We start from the raw sequence: 17,275 nt of genomic DNA on the forward strand, positions 1-17,275 counted from the left end.
GCGACGATCTGCTGTTCAACACCGACGCCGACAGCGTCAAGGGCCGCGACCTGGCCAGGGACCCGCGCGTGTCGATCTGCGTGGACGACGATTCGTCGACGGCTGGATCGAGCAACTCGTGCAGGCGGAGAAAGAAGCGCTGGTCGGCGGCCTGACCGCCGCGCAGGAACCGGGCGCGGCATCCGCCGATCAACGCCTCGCGCGTGAGCGGGCGTCTCCCATGTTTCGGGCGGCGATCCGGGCAGGCACGGCGCCTGCATGACCAGCTCACCAGCCCATCATGAGTTCGTTCGGGTGGTCCTGCCGTCCCCCGTCATGGAGTCAGGCGCGGTCAGGCGCGGTCAGGCGCGGAAGAGCCGCCAGAACGCCAGGGTCACCTCGGCGGCGGGGGCCGGACGGTCGCCGGTGACCCAGTAGGCGATCACGCCGGTGAGGGCGCCGGCCAGGTAGGTGGCGTGCAGCTCGGCCGGGACGTCGTCGAAGCCCTCGGGGCGTGACCCGCCGGTGAACCGTGCGGCCAGTTCGGCGGTCAGCCGCTCGCGCATGCGCGCGGCGAACAGTGCGCTGCCCTGGGCGCCCAGCATCCGCTGATACAGGGTGGCGCGGGCCGCGACATGCTCGAACAGGTCGATCAGCGGCGCGGGCGCCTGGTCCCGGGGCGCGTCGCGTGGGCACAACGCGGCGGCCCGCGCGACCTGGGAGACCGTGTCCTCCATGGCGTCGGTGACGATCGCGTCCACGTCGGGGAAGTGCAGGTAGACCGTCGCCCGGTTCACCCCGGCGAGTCTGGCCACCTCGGCCATGGTGATGGAGCCCAGCTCCTTGTCGGCCGCCAGGTCGAGTATCGCGGCCCGCAGGCGGGCCCGGGTGCGTTGCGCGCGGGGATCATCCGGGTTCACGATCCCGACTATACGACATATGTTGCATACTCAACAGATGTCGCATAGATTGCCGGACATGCGAATCGAGGTCTGGGCGGACGTTGTCTGCGGATGGGCGTACATCGGCAAGCGGAGGCTGGAGGCGGCTCTGGCCGATCCGGCCTTCGACGGCGTCCCCGTCGAGGTCGTGTGGCGGCCGTTCCGGATCGACCCCACCGCGCCGGCGCGGGCCGTTCCGCTTGAGGAGGCGTACGGCGATCCGATGGTGGACACCGCGCTGCGCCGGTGCGCGCCCGGCCTGTCACCCATGGAGAACCGGGCGCGCGTCTCCGAGATCGCCGCCGAGGAAGGGCTGGGACCGCGCTGGGGAGCGGCCTGGCGGGCCGACACCCACGACGCCCACCGGCTGCTCGCCCTGGCGTTCGAGCGCGCGGACGCGGCGCGGCAGAACGCCGTGGCCGAGCAGGTGATGAAGGCGCACTTCGTCGAGGGGCGCGACATCAGCGACCGCGAGGTGCTCGCGGCCGTCGCGGCCGAGGCGGGCTTCGCCGACGGCGCCGCGCTGCTGGAGGCCGGCGCGGGTGAGGACATGGTGCGGGAGCTGCTGCTCACCGGCAAGGCCAGGGGCGTGGCGACCTCGCCGACGATCGTCGTCAACGACCGCGCGTTGGCCGGTGCCCAGCCCGCCGAGGTGATCAGGGACTTCCTGTCGCAGGGCGGTCGGCGGCGCGAACTGCCCGAGGAGGTGGAGCGCCTGCGCTACGCCGAGTCCCTGCTCGACCAGCGTGACCCGTTCGGGGCGTTGGTCCTGCTGCGGCCGCTGCTCGACGAGCACGGCGACGACCGCACCGTCCGCATGCTCGCCGCCCGGGCCTACTTCGCCTCGGCGCAGCTCGGGCGGGCCCGCGCCACGCTGGAGTGGCTGGTCGCGGAGTCGCCGGACGACTCCTACGCCCGGCACCTGCTCGGCCGTACCCTCCAGCGTCAGGGGCTGGCCGAGGAGGCCGCCCCGCACCTGACCATGGCCGCCGTCATGACGCCGGAATACGCCTGAGCGGCACTCATCCCAGCGGCGGTGGTCGGCCACCCCCACGCTGGGGCAGTGTGGGGGTGGGTGGCGCTGCTCGGCGGTGTCCTTCGGAGAGGCCACGGCGCCGGTCTCGTATCCGCCCGGGAGGTCATCGTCGCGCCGCCCGTGGAGTCGCCGAGCATTGGCGGCATAGTTCAGGATCGCCTGAATTCAGGATTTCCTGTACTGTCTGAGGTGTGCCGACTCTCGCCACCGACATCGACGCCCTGGCCCGGTTCGGCCGGGCGCTCGCCGATCCGATCCGCTGCCGCCTGCTCCTCGCCCTCCGCGAAGCCCCGGCGTATCCGTCGGATCTGGCCGAGGGGCTGGGGATCTCCCGTACCCGCCTGTCGAACCACCTGGCATGCCTGCGCGACTGCGGTCTGGTCGTCGCGGTGCCGGACGGGCGCCGCACTCGCTACGAACTCGCCGATGCGCGCCTCGGCCACGCGCTGGACGACCTGCGCAGCGCCGTCCTGGCCGTGGAGACGGGCCGCGCCTGCGTGGACACCGAGGAGAAGGGCTGCTGCTGATGAGCGTCCTGTCCCTGGGGCCGAGCCCCGCGCGCCGAGACGCGCTCGCCCGCCGGATCCGGCTGCTGGTCGCCGTCACCATCGGCTACAACGTGATCGAGGCGGTCATCGCCATCGCGGCCGGGACCGTCGCCTCCTCGGCCGCGCTGGTCGGCTTCGGCCTGGACTCGGTGATCGAGGTGTCCTCCGCCGCGGCGGTGGCCTGGCAGTTCTCCGCCTCCACCCACGCTGTACGCGAAGCGAGGGAGAGGACCGCCCTGCGGATCATCGCGTTCTCGTTCTTCGCGCTCGCCGCCTATGTCTCGGTGGAAGCGGTGCGGGCGCTGGCGGGAACGGGCGAGGCCGAGCGGTCCCTGCCCGGCATCGTGCTCGCCGCGCTGTCGTTGCTGGTGATGCCGTTCCTGTCCGCGGCGCAGCGCCGTGCCGGTCGCGAACTCGGCTCCGCCTCCGCCGTCGCGGACTCCAAGCAGACCCTGCTGTGCACCTACCTGTCCGCGGTCCTCCTGGTGGGCCTCGTCCTCAACGCCACCCTCGGCTGGTCGTGGGCCGACCCGGTCGCCGCCCTCGTGATCGCCGCCGTGGCCGTCAAGGAAGGCCGGGACGCCTGGCGCGGGGACGCCTGCTGCGCCGCCCCCACCACTGCCGCCGACGCCACCACCTCGGGGTGCCGGGAATGCGGCTGAATGTGGCCGCACGGCGTCTTAAGTGATGCTGACGCGGCCGCGCACAACGATCGACATCGCCAATCGACATCGCCAATCGACATCGCCAATCGACATCGCCAATCGACATCGCCACCGGACGCTATTGGCTGTGCCATTGGTTGTGCCCTCATCCGCGCACGTGCGGCACCGGCGTCGAATCCGATCGAAGTGTTTCCCCGGAGGTTCCCGGCTCGCGTGCCGGCGCGCCGTCGGGTGCGGGCGCGGTGTCGGATGGATTGCCGGGCAGGTCGGTGGGCAGGTCGGTGGGCAGGTCGGTGGGCGTCGGGTTCGGCTGGACCGCGGCGAGGTAGGCGTGGATGGCGTCGCGGTTGCGGGCCAGGCAGTCGATGCGCTGCTGGATCCGCGCGGCTTCGCTCCGCAGCAGCTCGGCGAGTTCCGGGGTCAGGCACTCCGGGTGGAGGTGGATGTCGTCCGGTTTGTCGAGGAACGGAAGGATCCTGTGGATGATCTCGGTGGTGAGGCCGGAATCGAGGAGCCCGCGGATCTGCTGGACCCGATAGATGGCCGACACGTTGTACCGGCGGTAGCCGTTCTCGGCCCGCTCCGGGTGCAGCAGATCCTGCTCCTCGTAGTAGCGCAGCATCCTGGTGGGAACGCCGGTACGCCGGGACAGCTCGCCGATCTTCATGGCCCTCCTCGGGCGGAATGACGGGGATCACGTTCTCGGATCAAGTGATGGGGATCACATTTGCCTTCACATTGATGTGAAGGTTTCAGCATGGTCGCATGTCCTCCCCAGCGACCACCAACGCCACCCCTCCGCCGACCACCGGGACGAAGCTTCCCCTGCCGGGGCTGCTGGCGCTGTTCACGGCCGCGTTCTCCGCCGTGATGACCGAGCTGCTCCCCGCCGGGCTGCTGCCGCAGATGAGCGAGGCCCTGCACGTGTCCGAAGGCCGCGTCGGGTTCCTGGTGACCGGCTATGCGGTCGCCTCGTTCGTCGCCGCGATCCCTCTGACCGCCGCGTTGCGCGGCAGGCGCCGCCGCCCGGTGCTCATCGGCGTGATCGTCGGCTTCGCGCTCTGCAACGCCGTCACCGCCCTCTCCTCGGCGTACGGGCTGACCTTCGCGGCCCGGGTGCTGGCGGGCGTGATGGGCGGAGTCATGTGGGCGATGCTCGCCGGTTACGCCGCCCGTATGGTCCCCGCTGAGCGTCGTGGCCGCGCGATCGCCGTCGTCCTGGCCGGGATCACCGTCGCGCTCTCCCTCGGCATCCCCGCGGGCACCGCCGTGGCCGCCGCCTTCGGCTGGCGCGGCGGGTTCGCCGCGCTGGCCGTGCTTTCCGTGATCCTGGTGGCCTGGGTGCGGTGGACGGTGCCCGACTTCCCCGGCGAAACGGTCACCCAGCGCGTCCCCTTACACCGCATCGCCTCCCTGCCAGGCATTCTCCCCGTCCTGTCCGTCACCCTGGTCCTGCTGCTGGGCCACCAGGCGATGTACACGTATGTGGCGCCGTTCGCCGCGCGCGCCGGCTTCGGCAACACCGGAGTGGTCCTGCTCGTCTTCGGCCTCGCCACGGTGGCCGGGATCTGGGTCGTCGGCACTCTCATCGACCGTCACCCGCGTTCGACTCTCCTGTGCGCTCTCGCCCTGGTCGCGGCCGCGATGCTCGTTCTCGGGCTGTTCGGGCGTACGCCTGCGGTCCTGCTTGTCGCGGTCGCGGTGTGGGGCGCGGCCTTCGGCGGGGCGCCGACGCTGCTGCAGACGGCTCTGATCGGCGTGTCAGGGCCGGGGGGCGCAGACGTCGCCACCTCCCTGCAGACCACCGTCTACAACGCCGGCATCGCCGCCGGATCCCTTGCCGGCGGCCTCGTCCTCGAAGGCGCCGGCGCCGGTGCCCTGCCGTGGGCCGCGCTCCCCCTGCTCGTCGCCGCGCTGGGCATCGTGACCGTGGGACGCCGCCACGCGTTCCCCGCCCGGCGTCCGGGTGGGCGGGCAGGCGAAGAATTCGCGATTAAGTGAGGGGCGGACGTCGCGAACGGGCCGACGGCCCCGACATCTCCGGTGAGAGGCGCCGCAGAGGTGTCCGCCGAGAGGACGGAGGCGGGACCATCCCCGCCGCGACCACCCGGTGACCGCCGACGTGCCGGGTGACGATTCCGGGTGACGATTCCGGGGTCTGCCGCGCCGGCCGGCGCGATGCCGGCGCGGCAGACCCCTCGGCCGGTCGTACGGCGCCGCGGGCATGGCGCCGACTGCGTGACCTCCTCCTCGTCGCCGATGAAAGCCCCGACGACCGCGCCGGAGAAGGCGACAGCAGGGGCACGCTACGGGCGGAACGTCCGGCGGTAGGCGTCCGGCGGTACGCCGATCGTGCGGTGGAAGTGGCGGCGCAGTGTCGTCGCCGTGCCCATGCCCGCGGCCGAGGCGATGGTGTCGACGCTGTCGTCCGTGGTCTCCAGCAGTTCCTGGGCGCGGCGGATCCGCTGCGTCAGCAGCCACTGCAGCGGGGTGGTGCCGGTTATCAAGCGGAAGTGGCGGGCCAGGTGGCGCGAGCTCATGTTCGCCTGACGGGCCAGGTCCTCCACGGTGAGCGGCTGGTCCAGCCGCCGCATCACCCACGTGAGCAGCTCGGCCAGGGGATGGCCGTCCTGGGCGGGTACCGGTGTGGTGACGAACTGGGCCTGGCCACCGGCCCGGTGGGGCGGCACGACCAGGCGGCGGGCGACCACGTTGGCGATCGCCGAGCCGTGGTCGCGGCGGACCAGATGCAGGCACAGGTCCATCGCTGCGGCCTTGCCCGCGGAGGTGAGCACGCTGCCGTTGTCGATGTAGAGCACGTCCGGGTCGACCTTCACCCGGGGATGGCGCGCGGCCAGTTCGTCGGTGTGGGCCCAGTGCGTGGTCGCGCACAGCCCGTCCAGCAGGCCGGCGGCGGCGAGCACGAACGCGCCCGTGCACAGGGAGACCACCCGCGCGCCCGACTCGTGGGCCGCGCGTACCGCCTCGACCAGGTCGGCCGGCGGGTCCACGTCGACGTCCGCCAAGGCGGGGACGATCACGGTGCCGGCGTGCGCCAGCCGGTCGAGCCCGTAGTCCGGCTCCAGCAGGAACCGGCCGACCCGGACGGCGTGCGTGCCGCACACCCTGACGTCGTACCAGGGGCCTGGCAGCGCGTCCGGGGCGGAGCCGAAGACCTCGTAGGCCAGGGCCAGCTCGAAGTGCAGCATCCCGTCGGTAGCGGCGACCGCGACGGAGCGCGGGACAGAACTCATGTCGGGAATTGTATGGATCATGTCGTTCCGGACGCTGGCACCGTCGCGCCGCCGGGGACAGGATTTCGACCGTAAATCACTTCGAGCACGCGGGAGCAGGCATGGGATCGAGTCGGAACGTGGCGGTGTTCGGCGCCTACGGACACACCGGGCGGTTCGTGGTCGCGGAGTTGCGCGAGCGCGGATACGTCCCGCTGCTCCTCGGCCGCGACCAGGACAAGCTGCTGGCGCTGGCGCAAGCCCGACCGGGGCTCGAGACGCGGCAGGCGTCGGTCGACGATCCGGCCTCGCTCGACCGCGCGCTGAACGGCGCGGCCGCCGTGATCAACTGCGCCGGGCCCTTCGCCACGACCGCCGCCCCGCTGGTCGAGGCGGCGCTGCGCGCCGGCATCCCGTATGTCGACGTGGCGGCCGAGATCGAGGCGAACCTTGACACGTTCGCGCACTTCGCGGAGCGCGCCCGCGCCGCGGGCACCGTGGTGGTCCCGGCGATGGCCTTCTACGGCGGCCTCGGCGACCTGTTGGTCACCACCGCGATGGGCGACTGGACGGCGGCGGACGAGGCGCACATCGCCTACGGCCTGAGCAGTTGGCACCCCACTGCCGGAACGCTCGCTTCGGGCACGGTCTCGGGGCAGCGGCGGGGCGGCCGCCGTGTCCGCTACACCGGCGGACGGCTGGAATACCACGATGACGCCCTGCCGACCTTGGAGTGGCCCTTCCCGGCTCCACTCGGCCCTCAGAGTGTCATCGGAGAGTTCGCCATGGCCGATGTCGTCACGATTCCCAGCCACCTGGCCGTCCCGGAGGTGCGCACCTACATGACCGTCAAGGCGGCCGCGGATCTGTCCGCTCCTGACGCCTCGGCACCGACCGCCGTCGACGAGCGCGGCCGCTCCGCGCAGACCTTCGTCGTCGACGTCCTCGTCCGCTCCGGCGGCACGGAACGCCGCGTGGTCGCCGCCGGTCAGGACATCTACGCCATCAGCGCGCCGCTCGCGGTGGAGGCCGTCGACCGCATCCTCACCGGCCGGACCAGAACCACCGGCGTCGCCTCCGCGGGCGCGGCCTTCGACGCCTCTGACTTCCTTGGCGCCCTGTCATCGCACCTCTCGCTGCACCTCTCGCTGGACGTCCCGCTCGACACACGCGGCTGACCGGCGCGCTCGGCGGCCTCCGGCTCCTGCCGGCCGCCCCCAGGATCAGGGAAACGCCAGGTCAGGGCGATATCCGCCCGATTTTTCCTGAGTGCTACGGCGGCCCCGAGTCGACAGTCCACGCTTCCCCGCTCCGTTCGCCTGTTTCAGGCCTCGTGGGGTGTCGCGGGGCGGATGAGACCGCTCTCGTAGGCGAAGACCACGACCTGTGCGCGGTCCCGGAGCCCCAGCTTCAGCAGGACCCGGCTGAGGTGCGACTTCACGGTGGCCTCGGCCAGGTGCATCGCCGTGGCGACCTCGGCGTTGGACAGCCCGCGCGCCACCTGGACCAGCACCTCGTGTTCGCGGGAGGTGAGCTGTCCCAGCCGCTCGTCCCGCCCGGGAGCGCCGGGCATGAGCTGTGGGGCGAACCTCTCCAGCAGGCGCCGGGTGATCCGTGGGGAAACCGCGGCGTCACCCGCCGCCACGTTGCGGATCGCGGTCAGCAGCTCCTCGGGCCGTGTGTTCTTCGGCAGGAAGCCCGAGGCTCCGGCCTTCAGCCCGGCGAAGGCGTACTCGTCCAGGTCGAAGGTGGTCAGGATGAGCACGCGTGAGCGCGGGGAGTCCATGACGATCCTGCGGGTGGCCTCGATCCCGTCGACGCCGGGCATGCGTACGTCCATCAGCACGACATCGGGGCGCAGCAGCCGGGCCATCCGGGCGGCTTCATCGCCGTCGGCCGCCTCGCCGGCCACCTCCATGTCCGGCTCGGCCTCGAAGACCATGCGAAACGCCATGCGCAGCAACGACTCATCGTCGGCGATCAGCAGCCGGATCATCACGCGGAGCCCTTGCCCGCCAGGTCCGCGCCGAGGTCGAGGCGTGCCGCCACCCGCCAGCCCCCGCCGCGTCGTGGACCGGCATGGAGGGTTCCGTCGTAGGCGGCGACGCGCTCGCGCATGCCGGACAGGCCTCGCCCGGGTGTGTCTGCCGGCGCCCGTCTGGCGTGACCGTCGTCGGTGACCTCCACGGCGGCGCATCGCGGCGTCAGGTGGATCCGGACCTCGGCCGCCGCGCCGGGTGCGTGCCTGAGTGTGTTGGTCAGGGCCTCCTGGGCCAGCCGGTAGACGGTGAGCTGGGCGGCGGCGGGGATCGCCGCGGGGTCACCGGCCACCTCCAGTCGGGTCGGCAAGCCGGCCGCGCGCATCCTCTCGGCGAGAGGGCCGAGTTCGGCGATGCCGGGCGCCGGATGGAGCGGTTCGCCGGACTCGCTGTGCTCGCCGGCACCGAGGGCGCGTCGCATGTCGGCGAGGGCCTGCCGTCCGGTGTCCGCGATCTGCTCCACGGCGGCGGCCGCCCGGTCCGGCGCGCGGTGCCGTATGTACGCCGCGCTGTCGGCCAGTGCCACCATGACCGACAGGTTGTGGGTGACGATGTCGTGCAGGTCGCGGGTCATCCGGGCGCGTTCCTCGGCGACGGCGAGCCGTGCCCGCTGCTCACGGTCATGCTCCAACGAGGTGACGTACGCCCGCCGGGAGCGCATCCACAGGCCCGTGGTGAGGGCGGCGACGGCCATCGCGGTCAGCGCGGCCGCCGTGAACGGGAACTGGCCGGGCGGCGCCCACCGCGCCGCGGCCAGCAGCACCCCGGCCTCCAGCGTGAGCCCGGCCGCCAGTGTCTGCCGCCAGGTGCAGCGCGCGCCGACCGTGCAGACAGCGACCAGCAGCGCGGCGTCGGCGGGAAGCTGCACGTCGGCGACCCATTGGATCGCGGCCGCCGCAGCGATCGCGCTGAACGCCGTCAGCGGCGCGCGCCGCCGCCACGCCAGGGGCGTCACCAGGGCCACCTGCAGCAGCATCGGACCCGGCTCATCCTGGGCCGGCACCTGGCCCGGCCCGAGCGTGGCAAGAAAGATCACCGCCGCCAGCAGCGCGTCGGCGGGGACGGACGACCATCGCGTGAGTGCTGCGAGGCAGGCCACGGGACGATCGCCTCTCTTCATGCCGCTCACCCTAATTGTCCTGCGGGTTCGCTCCCCATCCTTCTTCAGGATGAAGATCCGGGCATGTCAGCCGGAAGTCGCAGCCGTGGTTCAGCCGTACGCCGCTAGCCCGCGCCGGCGCCCCACTGCCAGCCTCGTGGGACGCATCTCGTAAGGAGCCTCACATGCCCTTCATCACGAACGCCGCAGGCATCGCCGGGCTGACGCTGGCCGCGACCATCGCAAGCGCCGCTCCCGCCGCGCCGGCCCATCACGCGCCGGCCCATCACGCGCTGGCCGCGCACCGTGTCACGATGACCCTGCCCGCGCCGGCCGGGCCGTACCTCGTGGGCACCCTCGCGGTGCGCCTGGTGGACCGGTCGCGCCCCGACCCCCTTGTGAGGTCGAAGCCCTACCGGGAGCTGATGGTCAGCCTGTGGTACCCGGCGAAGGACACCGGCCGGTCCCTGCCTGTCGCCCCCCAGATGGCGCCGCTGGCCGCCGCCGACTGGGACCGCCACTCCGCGCCGCCCATGGGCATCGCGGCGGGCACGGTGGACTGGGCCGCCACCCCCACCCACGCCCGCGTCGGCGCGCCGGTGGACCGCCGGGCTGGGCGTCTGCCGGTCGTGCTCTTCGGCCCCGGGGACGGCGGCCCGCGCACCCTCGGCACCTCCCTGGTGCAGGACCTGGCCTCCCGCGGCTACCTCGTCGTCACCGTGGACCACACCTACGAGGCCGACCAGGTGGAGTTCCCCGGAGGGCGGGTCGTGCGAGCCGTGCCCCTGCCGAAGAAGTTGACTCCGCGCGTCATCGCCAAGCTGCTCGCGCAGCATTCACGGGCCCGCCTCGCGGACATGCGGTTCGTCCTCGACCGGCTCGCCGCGCTGGGACGCGGCCACGGCCTCGGCGAGGAGGCCGGTCGGTTGCCCGCCGGGCTGCGCGGCGCCCCGGACATGTCCCGGGTGGGAGCGCTCGGACAGTCACTCGGCGGGTCGGTGGCCGCGCAGCTCGTTCACGACGACCGCCGCGTGACCGCGGGGGTCAACCTCGACGGCGGCTACGTCGGCCCGGTGGCGAAGACCGGTGTCGCCAAGCCGTTCCTGCAGATCGCAGCCGAGGCGCACACCCGGTCGAGCGAACCGAGCTGGAAGTCCTTCTGGTACGGCTCGACCGGCTGGAAGCGGGAGCTGCGCTTCGCGGGCGCGGCGCACGGCTCGTTCACCGACCTGCAGGTGATGCTGCCGCGGATCGCAGCGGTGCTGCCGAAGGTGCCCGTCGCCGACTTCGTCGGCACGATCGATCCCGGCCGGTCCGTGTCGGCCCAGCGTGCGTACGTCGCGGCCTTCTTCGACCTGCATCTGAGCAAGAAGCCGACCCGGCTCTTCGACGCCCCCGACGCCCGATACGCCGACGTCTCCCTCATCCCCTGACCCGCCCACGCCCCGACGTGAAGGGGTGATCAGCTCTTGAGGAAGGCGAGCAGGTCCTGGTTGAACTTCTCCTTGTCGCCGGGGACCATGGCGATGCCGTGGGAGCCGCCCTCGTAGACCTTGAAGGTGGCGCCGGGGATGATCTTGGCGGATTTACGGCCAGTGGCGTCGATGGGCACGATCTGGTCGTCGTCACCGTGGACGACCAGCGTGGGGATGTCGAACTTCTTCAGATCCTCGGTGAAATCGGTCTCGGCGAACGCCCCCACACAGTCCACGCCCGCCTTGATGCTCTCGTGCATGGCCATGAACCAGAAAGCGTCCTTGTTGCCCTGGGTGACCTTGTTGCCTGGACGGTTGGCGCTGAAGAACCCCTCCGCCGCGTCCTTCCAGAACTGCGAGCGCTCGGCCAGGATGCCGGCGCGGATGCGGTCGAACACCTCCGCCGGTACGCCCTCGGGATTGGCCTCGGTCTGGATCATCAGTGGCGGGATCGCCGACAGCAGCACGGCCTTGCTGACGCGGCCTGTGCCGTGACGGCCGATGTAACGCGCCAGCTCGCCGCCGCCCATCGAATGGGCGACCAGGGAGACGTCCCGCAGATCAAGATGCTCGATCAGGTCATGGAGGTCGTCGGCGAAGGTGTCGAAGTCATAGCCGTCCCACGGCTGGGTGGAGCGGCCATGGCCACGGCGGTCGTGAGCGATTCCGCGGAAGCCGTTGGCGGCGACGCACATCATCTGGTCTTCCCATGCATCGGCGTTCAGCGGCCAACCGTGAATGAACAGCACCGGCCGGCCCCCGCCCCAGTCCTTGTAGAAGATCTCGTTGCCGTCGCGCGTGGTGACGAAGCTCATCGTGCGGACCCCCGTGTCGATGCCCCTGTCGATGGGGGCGTTGATGGCGGTGTTGATGGCGGTGTTGATGGAACCCGGGCGGACGGGGCCGCCGCCCTGCCCTCATGTCCCCATAGGCCGGACGCGCGGCCATCGCGATGGGCATTCGCCCGGCCACTTTTGGTGGCGATACCCCTGACCCTCGACCGATTACACCAACACCGCGTCCTCAGCGCTTTACCGGGCCATGGAGACAACCGGTACGCACACCGCGCCGGTGCCGGCCACGGCATTGAAGGCGCGCGGCAGGTTCCCGCTCCCGAGGCGGCAAGGTCCGCGAGATGAACGTTAGGAAAGCTTCCTAACGTTCTTGACATCGGCTCGTGCGCCTTGCCACGATGCCGGGTAAGCGGCTTGGCGCGGCGTTCCCGGACGTTCCGGAGGACGTGACGCGCTCAGGAAAGATCTGCCCCGGCCGTCCGGGACGTTCCCGCCACAGGGCCTCGGCCCGGGACACGCCCCGTGGTCCTTCAGCATGGTTCCGCCATGGTCGCTCACCCCCCAGGAGACAGCCATGTCCCTGCCCCTCCCCCCACCTCTCTCCCGGCCCCGGCCGCGGCCGGGATTCCGCAGCCGGTACGGCGTGCTCGCCGCGGTCCTGGCCCTGCTCGCCGGCCTGTTCGTGGCCGCCGAGCGCGCGAACGCCGCTGAGACGCTGCTGTCCCAGGGCAAGCCCGCCACCGCGTCGTCGACCGAGTCCTCCTCATACGCGGCTGCGTACGCGGTCGACGGCAACACCACCTCCACCCGGTGGGCCTCGGCCGAAGGCCACGACCCCGAGTGGCTCACCATCGACCTCGGCGCCACGTACGCGATCTCCCGGGTCAAGCTGTACTGGGAGGCCGCCTACGCGGCCGCGTACCAGGTGCAGACCTCCGCCGACGGCGCGAGCTGGACCACGATCCACACGACCAGCCAGGGCGACGGCGGCACCGACGACCGGACCGGCCTGTCCGGAAGCGGCCGCTACGTCCGGGTACTGGGCACCGCGCGCGGCACTTCCTACGGCTACTCGCTGTACGAGGTCCAGGTGTACGGCGAGGCGGGCTCCACCCCGAGCCCGTCGCCCAGCGTCACGCCGACCGCCGGACCGGTGGACTACCAGGCAGAGGACGCCACGCTGTCGCAGGCGGCCGTGGCCACCAACCACACCGGGTACACCGGTACCGGGTTCGTCGACTACGCGGCCGTCACCGGCGGGTACGTCGAGTGGACGGTCAACGCCACCACTGCGGGCAACGCGACGCTGTCCTTGCGGTACGCCAACGGCAAGACCACCGACCGGCCCGTGGACATCGCCGTCAACGGCGTGGTCGTGGCCCGCCCGGCCTTCCCGGCGACGGGCGGCTGGGACACCTGGACGACCGTCGACGTCGTCGCCGCCCTGCCGTCGGGCACGAGCAAGGTCCGGGCCACCGCGGCGAACACCGTCGACGGCCCGAACCTCGACAAGCTGACCGTCACCCCGGGCGGGACCGCCTCCCCCTCGCCGTCCCCCTCGTCCTCGCCGACCCAGGGCGGCGCGTTCACCGTGGTCGCGGCGGGCGACATCGCCGCCCAGTGCACCGCGAGCTCCAGCTCCTGTGCCCACCCCAAGACGGCGGCCCAGGTCCAGGCGATCAACCCGGAGTTCGTCGTCACGATGGGTGACAACCAGTACGACGACGGCACCATCGACGACTTCCGGAAGTACTACGCCACCACCTGGGGCACGTTCAAGGACAAGACCCATCCCTCGGCGGGCAACCACGAGAGCTACGACCCGGCCGGGTTCGAGGCGGGCTACAAGTCCTACTTCGGTGCGATCGCGTTCCCGAACGGCAAGAGCTGGTACAGCTTCGACCGGGGCAACTGGCACTTCATCGCCCTCGACTCCAACATCTTCGACCAGACGGCGCAGATCAACTGGCTCAAGGCCGACCTCGCCGCCACCACCAAGGGCTGCGTCGCCGCGTACTGGCACCACCCGCTGTTCAGCTCCGGAGAGCACGGCAACGACCCGGTCAGCCGGCCCGTCTGGCAGATCCTGTACGACGCCAGGGCCGATCTCGTGCTCAACGGGCACGACCACCACTACGAGCGGTTCGCCCCGCAGAACCCCTCGGGCCAGGCCGACGCGAACGGGCTGGTCGAGCTGCTGGGCGGCATGGGCGGTGCGGACCCGTACACGATCGAGAACGTCCAGCCCAACAGCCAGTTCCGGCTCAGCGGCACGTACGGCGTGGTCAAGCTGGCGTTCACCGACAGCACCTACTCCTGGCAGCTGATCGGCACCGACGGCAAGGTGAAGGACTCCAGCCCGACCTACACCTGCCACTGATGTACGTATCGGCGACCCGGTGGCCCCGGCTGGCGTCGGTGCCCGCCAACGTCCTGGCACTCGGCGCGGTCAGCATGGTGACCGACGTCTCCTCGGAGATGGTCACCGCCGTCCTGCCGATGTACCTGGTGCTGTCCCTCGGACTCAGCCCGCTGGCGTTCGGCGTGATCGACGGGCTGTACTTCGGCGTGACCGCCCTGGTCCGGCTGGCCGGGGCGCACGCGGCCGACCGGTGGCAGCGGCGCAAACTGGTCGCGGTCCTGGGGTACGCGCTGTCGGCGGCGTGCCGGGTCGGCCTGCTCGCCGCCGGAGGGTCGGTCGCCGCCCTGGGAGCGGTTGTGGCGGCCGACCGCGCCGGCAAGGGACTGCGTACCGGCCCGCGCGACGCGCTCATCTCCCTGAGCGCGTCGCCGGGGGCGCTCGGACAGGCGTTCGGTGTCCATCGCGCGATGGACACCGCGGGCGCCTTCCTCGGGCCGCTGGTCGCGTTCGGGCTGCTGGCGGCCACCGGAGGCGCGTATGACGCGGTGTTCGTGACCAGCTTCTGCGTGGCGGTGGCCGGCGTCCTGTTGATGGTCCTGTACGTGCGGGACCGGCGCGAGCCCCTCCTCGCCGGTGACCGGGTCTCCGTGCGGCGGGTGCCGCGCGACACGCCGCTGCTTCAGTTGTGCGCCGTCGCGGCCGCGCTCGGGCTGGTGACGGTCAGCGACGCGTTCGTCTATCTGCTGCTGCAGAAACGCCTGGCGCTCTCGCCCGAGCTGTTCCCGCTGCTCCCGCTCGGCACGGCGGCCGCGTACCTGCTGCTGGCCGTGCCGTTCGGGAGGCTCGCCGACCGGGCGGGCCGGTTCGCGGTGTTCCTCGGCGGCCATGCCGTACTGGTCGTGTTGTACGGATTCCTGGCGCTCCCGTCGGCCGGGGGCTGGCTGCTGGCGGTGGCGCTGGCGGCGCTCGGGGTGTTCTACGCGGCGACCGACGGGGTCCTGATGGCGGCCGCGGGTCCGCTCGTTCCCGCTCATCTGCGGACGAGCGGCCTGGCAATGGTGCAGACCGGTCAGGCCGTCGGGCGGCTGCTGTCGTCGGTCCTGTTCGGTGCACTGTGGACCACCGCGGGAGCCGAACCGGGGCTGGCCGTGATGGGAGTCGGGGTGGCCGTCTGCGCCGTCGCCTCCTGGTCCGTCCTGCGAAGAGTCGAGCCGGGAGCCGAGCCGAGAGTCGTGCCGGGAAACCGGTCGGAAGTCCCGCCGGGAGGAGAGCGTGGTGCGAGGTAGGGGACGGGCGCTGGTCCTGCTCGCGGCCGTCGTCGCGCTGGCCGGGGTCGCGGTCGCGTACGCGGCGGCCGCCACCAGGCGCGACGCCGGACCGGGACGGGCCGTGGACCTGGCCGCGAGCGGCCGGGTGCTGTTCGTACGGGACGGGCGGGTGGCCTCAGCTCCGCTGGGTGACCCGGCCGCGCCCGTGACGGTGAGCGGTCTCACCTGCCAGCGGTTCTACGCGGCGGCGGGCACGGGCGTGTGCGTCGTCGTCCGGCCCGGCCCCGTCCCCAGCACGTACGCGGTGGTCGTGGACCGGACGATGAAGGAGGTGACGCGGGTCCAGTCCGCCGGGATCCCGAACCGGGCCCGGGTGTCGGCCAGCGGGCGCATGGTCTCGTGGACCGTCTTCGTCACCGGAGACTCCTACAACCGGGGCGGGTTCTCCACCTGGACCGGCATCCTGGACACCCGGACCGGCTACGCCGTACCGAACATGGAGAACATCCAGCTCTACATCGACGGGAAGCGGTATCGCTCCGCCGACGTGAACTACTGGGGCGTCACCTTCGCCGCCGACGACAACCGCTTCTACGCGACCGTCTCGACGCGCGGCAGGACGTACCTGGTCGAGGGCGACTACGGCAGATGGGAGGCGCGGGCGCTGCGGGAGAACGCCGAGTGCCCGTCGTTGTCCCCGGACGGGACCCGCCTGGTGTTCAAGAAGCGGGTCGCGCCCGAGGCGTCCGCCCGGCCGTGGCGGCTGTACGCGTTGGACCTGGCGACCATGAGGGAGACGCCGCTCGCCGAGCGGGAGAGCGTCGACGACCAGGCCGCCTGGCTGGACGAGCGCACCGTCATGTACGGCAAGGGGGGCGACGTGTGGTCGGTACCCGCCGACGGCGGCGGCGCCCCGCGGCTGCTGCTGCGGGACGCCGCGTCCCCTGCCCTGGGAGGACCGGGTCATACGGGGGCGGCCGCCTCCATGAGCGCGAGGTAGCCGTCTTCCAGGGTCGGCTCGGCGGGCTCGGCCATCGGGTCGGGCGGCACGGAGGCGACGATCCGGTAGCGCATCCCGGAGCCGTGCGGGAGCGCGGCCACGACCCGGCCGGTGGACGGCGCGGCGCCGGAGGTCGTCACCGTCCACACCTGCCGGTCCGCGCGCGACACCAGCTCTCCGACGTCGCCCTGGAACACCAGGCGGCCTTTGGCCAGCACGGCGAGGTGCCGGCAGGTCTGCGCCACGTCCTCCACGATGTGCGTGCTGAGCAGGACGGTGCGCTCCCCGGCGAGATGGGAGAGCAGCGTGCGGAAGCGGATCCGTTCCTCGGGGTCCAGGCCGGTGGTCGGCTCGTCCACGATGAGGAGGCGGGGGTCGTTGAGCAGCGCCTGGGCGATGCCGACACGGCGCAGCATGCCGCCGGAGTAGCCCTTGAGCTTGCGGTCGGCGTGCTCGCCGAGCGCGACCACCTCCAGCAGCTCGCCGATCCGGCGTCGGCGGGCGGACCGCTCGTCGATGCCCTTGAGCAGGGCGATGTAGTCGAGGAACTGCCGCGCGGTCAGGTCCGGATAGACGCCGAGGTCCTGCGGCAGGTAGCCGAGCGTGCGCTTCACGGCGAGCCTGTCCTCCGGGTCGGTGACGTCGTGGCCGCCGATCCTGACCGTCCCGGAGGTGGGCCGCAGCAGCCCGGCGAGGATCCGCATGAGCGTGGTCTTGCCCGCCCCGTTCGAGCCGAGCAGGCCGTACATGCCGGTGGGCACGTCGAGGTCGATCCCCTTGAGGGCGGGCACGCCGCCCTTGTACGTCTTGGTCAGCTGGGAGATCTGGATGCGCAT

Annotated in this window: 17 protein-coding genes; 10 read left to right on the forward strand and 7 right to left on the reverse strand. The window is 71.9% G+C overall.

Annotated features, from left to right (window positions below; genetic code table 11):
- Positions 1-11: 11 nt before the first annotated feature.
- Positions 12-155: a pyridoxamine 5'-phosphate oxidase family protein gene (locus tag IMZ11_RS37635; protein WP_228647551.1), complete on the forward strand. Its 144-nt coding sequence runs from the start codon at positions 12-14 to the stop codon at positions 153-155.
- A 186-nt stretch (positions 156-341) separates the two neighbouring features.
- Here IMZ11_RS37635 and IMZ11_RS37640 read toward each other — a convergent pair whose 3' ends face one another.
- Positions 342-899, reverse strand: a complete 558-nt coding sequence (locus IMZ11_RS37640) for a TetR/AcrR family transcriptional regulator (RefSeq protein WP_228647493.1) — start codon at positions 897-899, stop codon at positions 342-344.
- A 58-nt stretch (positions 900-957) separates the two neighbouring features.
- On the opposite strand from IMZ11_RS37640, the gene IMZ11_RS37645 reads away from it, so the two are divergent.
- The 3 genes from IMZ11_RS37645 to IMZ11_RS37655 all read left to right on the forward strand — a co-directional run bounded on the left by IMZ11_RS37645 (position 958) and on the right by IMZ11_RS37655 (position 3,166).
- Positions 958-1,935: a DsbA family protein gene (locus IMZ11_RS37645; protein WP_228647495.1), complete on the forward strand. Its 978-nt coding sequence runs from the start codon at positions 958-960 to the stop codon at positions 1,933-1,935.
- Between the two features lie 212 nt (positions 1,936-2,147).
- Positions 2,148-2,483, forward strand: a complete 336-nt coding sequence (locus IMZ11_RS37650) for a helix-turn-helix transcriptional regulator (protein ID WP_228647497.1) — start codon at positions 2,148-2,150, stop codon at positions 2,481-2,483.
- Entirely contained in the window at positions 2,483-3,166 is a 684-nt protein-coding gene (locus tag IMZ11_RS37655; RefSeq protein ID WP_228647499.1) for a cation transporter, read from the forward strand. Before IMZ11_RS37650 ends, IMZ11_RS37655 begins: the two co-directional genes overlap by 1 nt.
- 148 nt (positions 3,167-3,314) lie before the next feature.
- On the opposite strand, the gene IMZ11_RS37660 is transcribed toward IMZ11_RS37655, so the two are convergent.
- Complete coding sequence (locus tag IMZ11_RS37660; protein ID WP_308066894.1) at positions 3,315-3,836, reverse strand: MerR family transcriptional regulator; 522 nt, start codon at positions 3,834-3,836, stop codon at positions 3,315-3,317.
- A 98-nt stretch (positions 3,837-3,934) separates the two neighbouring features.
- Between IMZ11_RS37660 and IMZ11_RS37665 the strand changes: the two genes are divergently transcribed.
- Positions 3,935-5,170 (forward strand): MFS transporter, encoded by a 1,236-nt coding sequence (locus IMZ11_RS37665; protein WP_228647500.1) that lies wholly within the window; start codon positions 3,935-3,937, stop codon positions 5,168-5,170.
- A gap of 305 nt (positions 5,171-5,475) precedes the next feature.
- Here the strand turns inward: IMZ11_RS37665 and IMZ11_RS37670 are convergent, their stop codons facing one another.
- Positions 5,476-6,423, reverse strand: a complete 948-nt coding sequence (locus IMZ11_RS37670) for a helix-turn-helix domain-containing protein (RefSeq protein WP_228647502.1) — start codon at positions 6,421-6,423, stop codon at positions 5,476-5,478.
- A gap of 101 nt (positions 6,424-6,524) precedes the next feature.
- Here IMZ11_RS37670 and IMZ11_RS37675 point away from each other — a divergent pair, with 101 nt between their 5' ends.
- Positions 6,525-7,580 (forward strand): trans-acting enoyl reductase family protein, encoded by a 1,056-nt coding sequence (locus tag IMZ11_RS37675; RefSeq protein ID WP_228647504.1) that lies wholly within the window; start codon positions 6,525-6,527, stop codon positions 7,578-7,580.
- Positions 7,581-7,726: 146 nt separating this feature from the next.
- Here IMZ11_RS37675 and IMZ11_RS37680 read toward each other — a convergent pair whose 3' ends face one another.
- A complete protein-coding gene (locus IMZ11_RS37680; protein ID WP_255707671.1) occupies positions 7,727-8,398 on the reverse strand; it encodes a response regulator transcription factor in 672 nt (223 codons plus the stop codon).
- Positions 8,398-9,561 (reverse strand): sensor histidine kinase, encoded by a 1,164-nt coding sequence (locus IMZ11_RS37685; RefSeq protein WP_228647508.1) that lies wholly within the window; start codon positions 9,559-9,561, stop codon positions 8,398-8,400. Before IMZ11_RS37685 ends, IMZ11_RS37680 begins: the two co-directional genes overlap by 1 nt.
- Positions 9,562-9,725: 164 nt before the next feature.
- Between IMZ11_RS37685 and IMZ11_RS37690 the strand changes: the two genes are divergently transcribed.
- Positions 9,726-10,973: a lipase gene (locus tag IMZ11_RS37690; protein ID WP_228647510.1), complete on the forward strand. Its 1,248-nt coding sequence runs from the start codon at positions 9,726-9,728 to the stop codon at positions 10,971-10,973.
- Between the two features lie 29 nt (positions 10,974-11,002).
- On the opposite strand, the gene IMZ11_RS37695 is transcribed toward IMZ11_RS37690, so the two are convergent.
- On the reverse strand, positions 11,003-11,830 hold the full coding sequence (locus tag IMZ11_RS37695) for an alpha/beta fold hydrolase (protein ID WP_228647512.1): 828 nt from the start codon (positions 11,828-11,830) through the stop codon (positions 11,003-11,005).
- 553 nt (positions 11,831-12,383) lie between these two features.
- Between IMZ11_RS37695 and IMZ11_RS37700 the strand changes: the two genes are divergently transcribed.
- The 3 genes from IMZ11_RS37700 to IMZ11_RS37710 are packed head-to-tail and all read left to right on the forward strand — an operon-like array spanning position 12,384 to position 16,439.
- On the forward strand, positions 12,384-14,189 hold the full coding sequence (locus IMZ11_RS37700) for a discoidin domain-containing protein (protein WP_228647514.1): 1,806 nt from the start codon (positions 12,384-12,386) through the stop codon (positions 14,187-14,189).
- The gene (locus IMZ11_RS37705; RefSeq protein WP_228647516.1) at positions 14,189-15,457 is read left to right on the forward strand and encodes an MFS transporter; all 1,269 of its coding nucleotides are present in this window, start codon (positions 14,189-14,191) and stop codon (positions 15,455-15,457) included. Before IMZ11_RS37700 ends, IMZ11_RS37705 begins: the two co-directional genes overlap by 1 nt.
- Positions 15,447-16,439 carry a hypothetical protein gene (locus IMZ11_RS37710; protein ID WP_228647518.1) on the forward strand — a complete coding sequence of 331 codons (993 nt, stop codon included), beginning with the start codon at positions 15,447-15,449 and terminating at the stop codon, positions 16,437-16,439. Before IMZ11_RS37705 ends, IMZ11_RS37710 begins: the two co-directional genes overlap by 11 nt.
- On the opposite strand, the gene IMZ11_RS37715 is transcribed toward IMZ11_RS37710, so the two are convergent.
- A complete protein-coding gene (locus tag IMZ11_RS37715) occupies positions 16,403-17,275 on the reverse strand; it encodes an ABC transporter ATP-binding protein (protein WP_228647520.1) in 873 nt (290 codons plus the stop codon). The genes IMZ11_RS37710 and IMZ11_RS37715 overlap by 37 nt on opposite strands.

The sequence above is a fragment of the Microtetraspora sp. AC03309 genome (assembly GCF_020826795.1).
Classification (GTDB): domain Bacteria; phylum Actinomycetota; class Actinomycetes; order Streptosporangiales; family Streptosporangiaceae; genus Microtetraspora; species Microtetraspora glauca.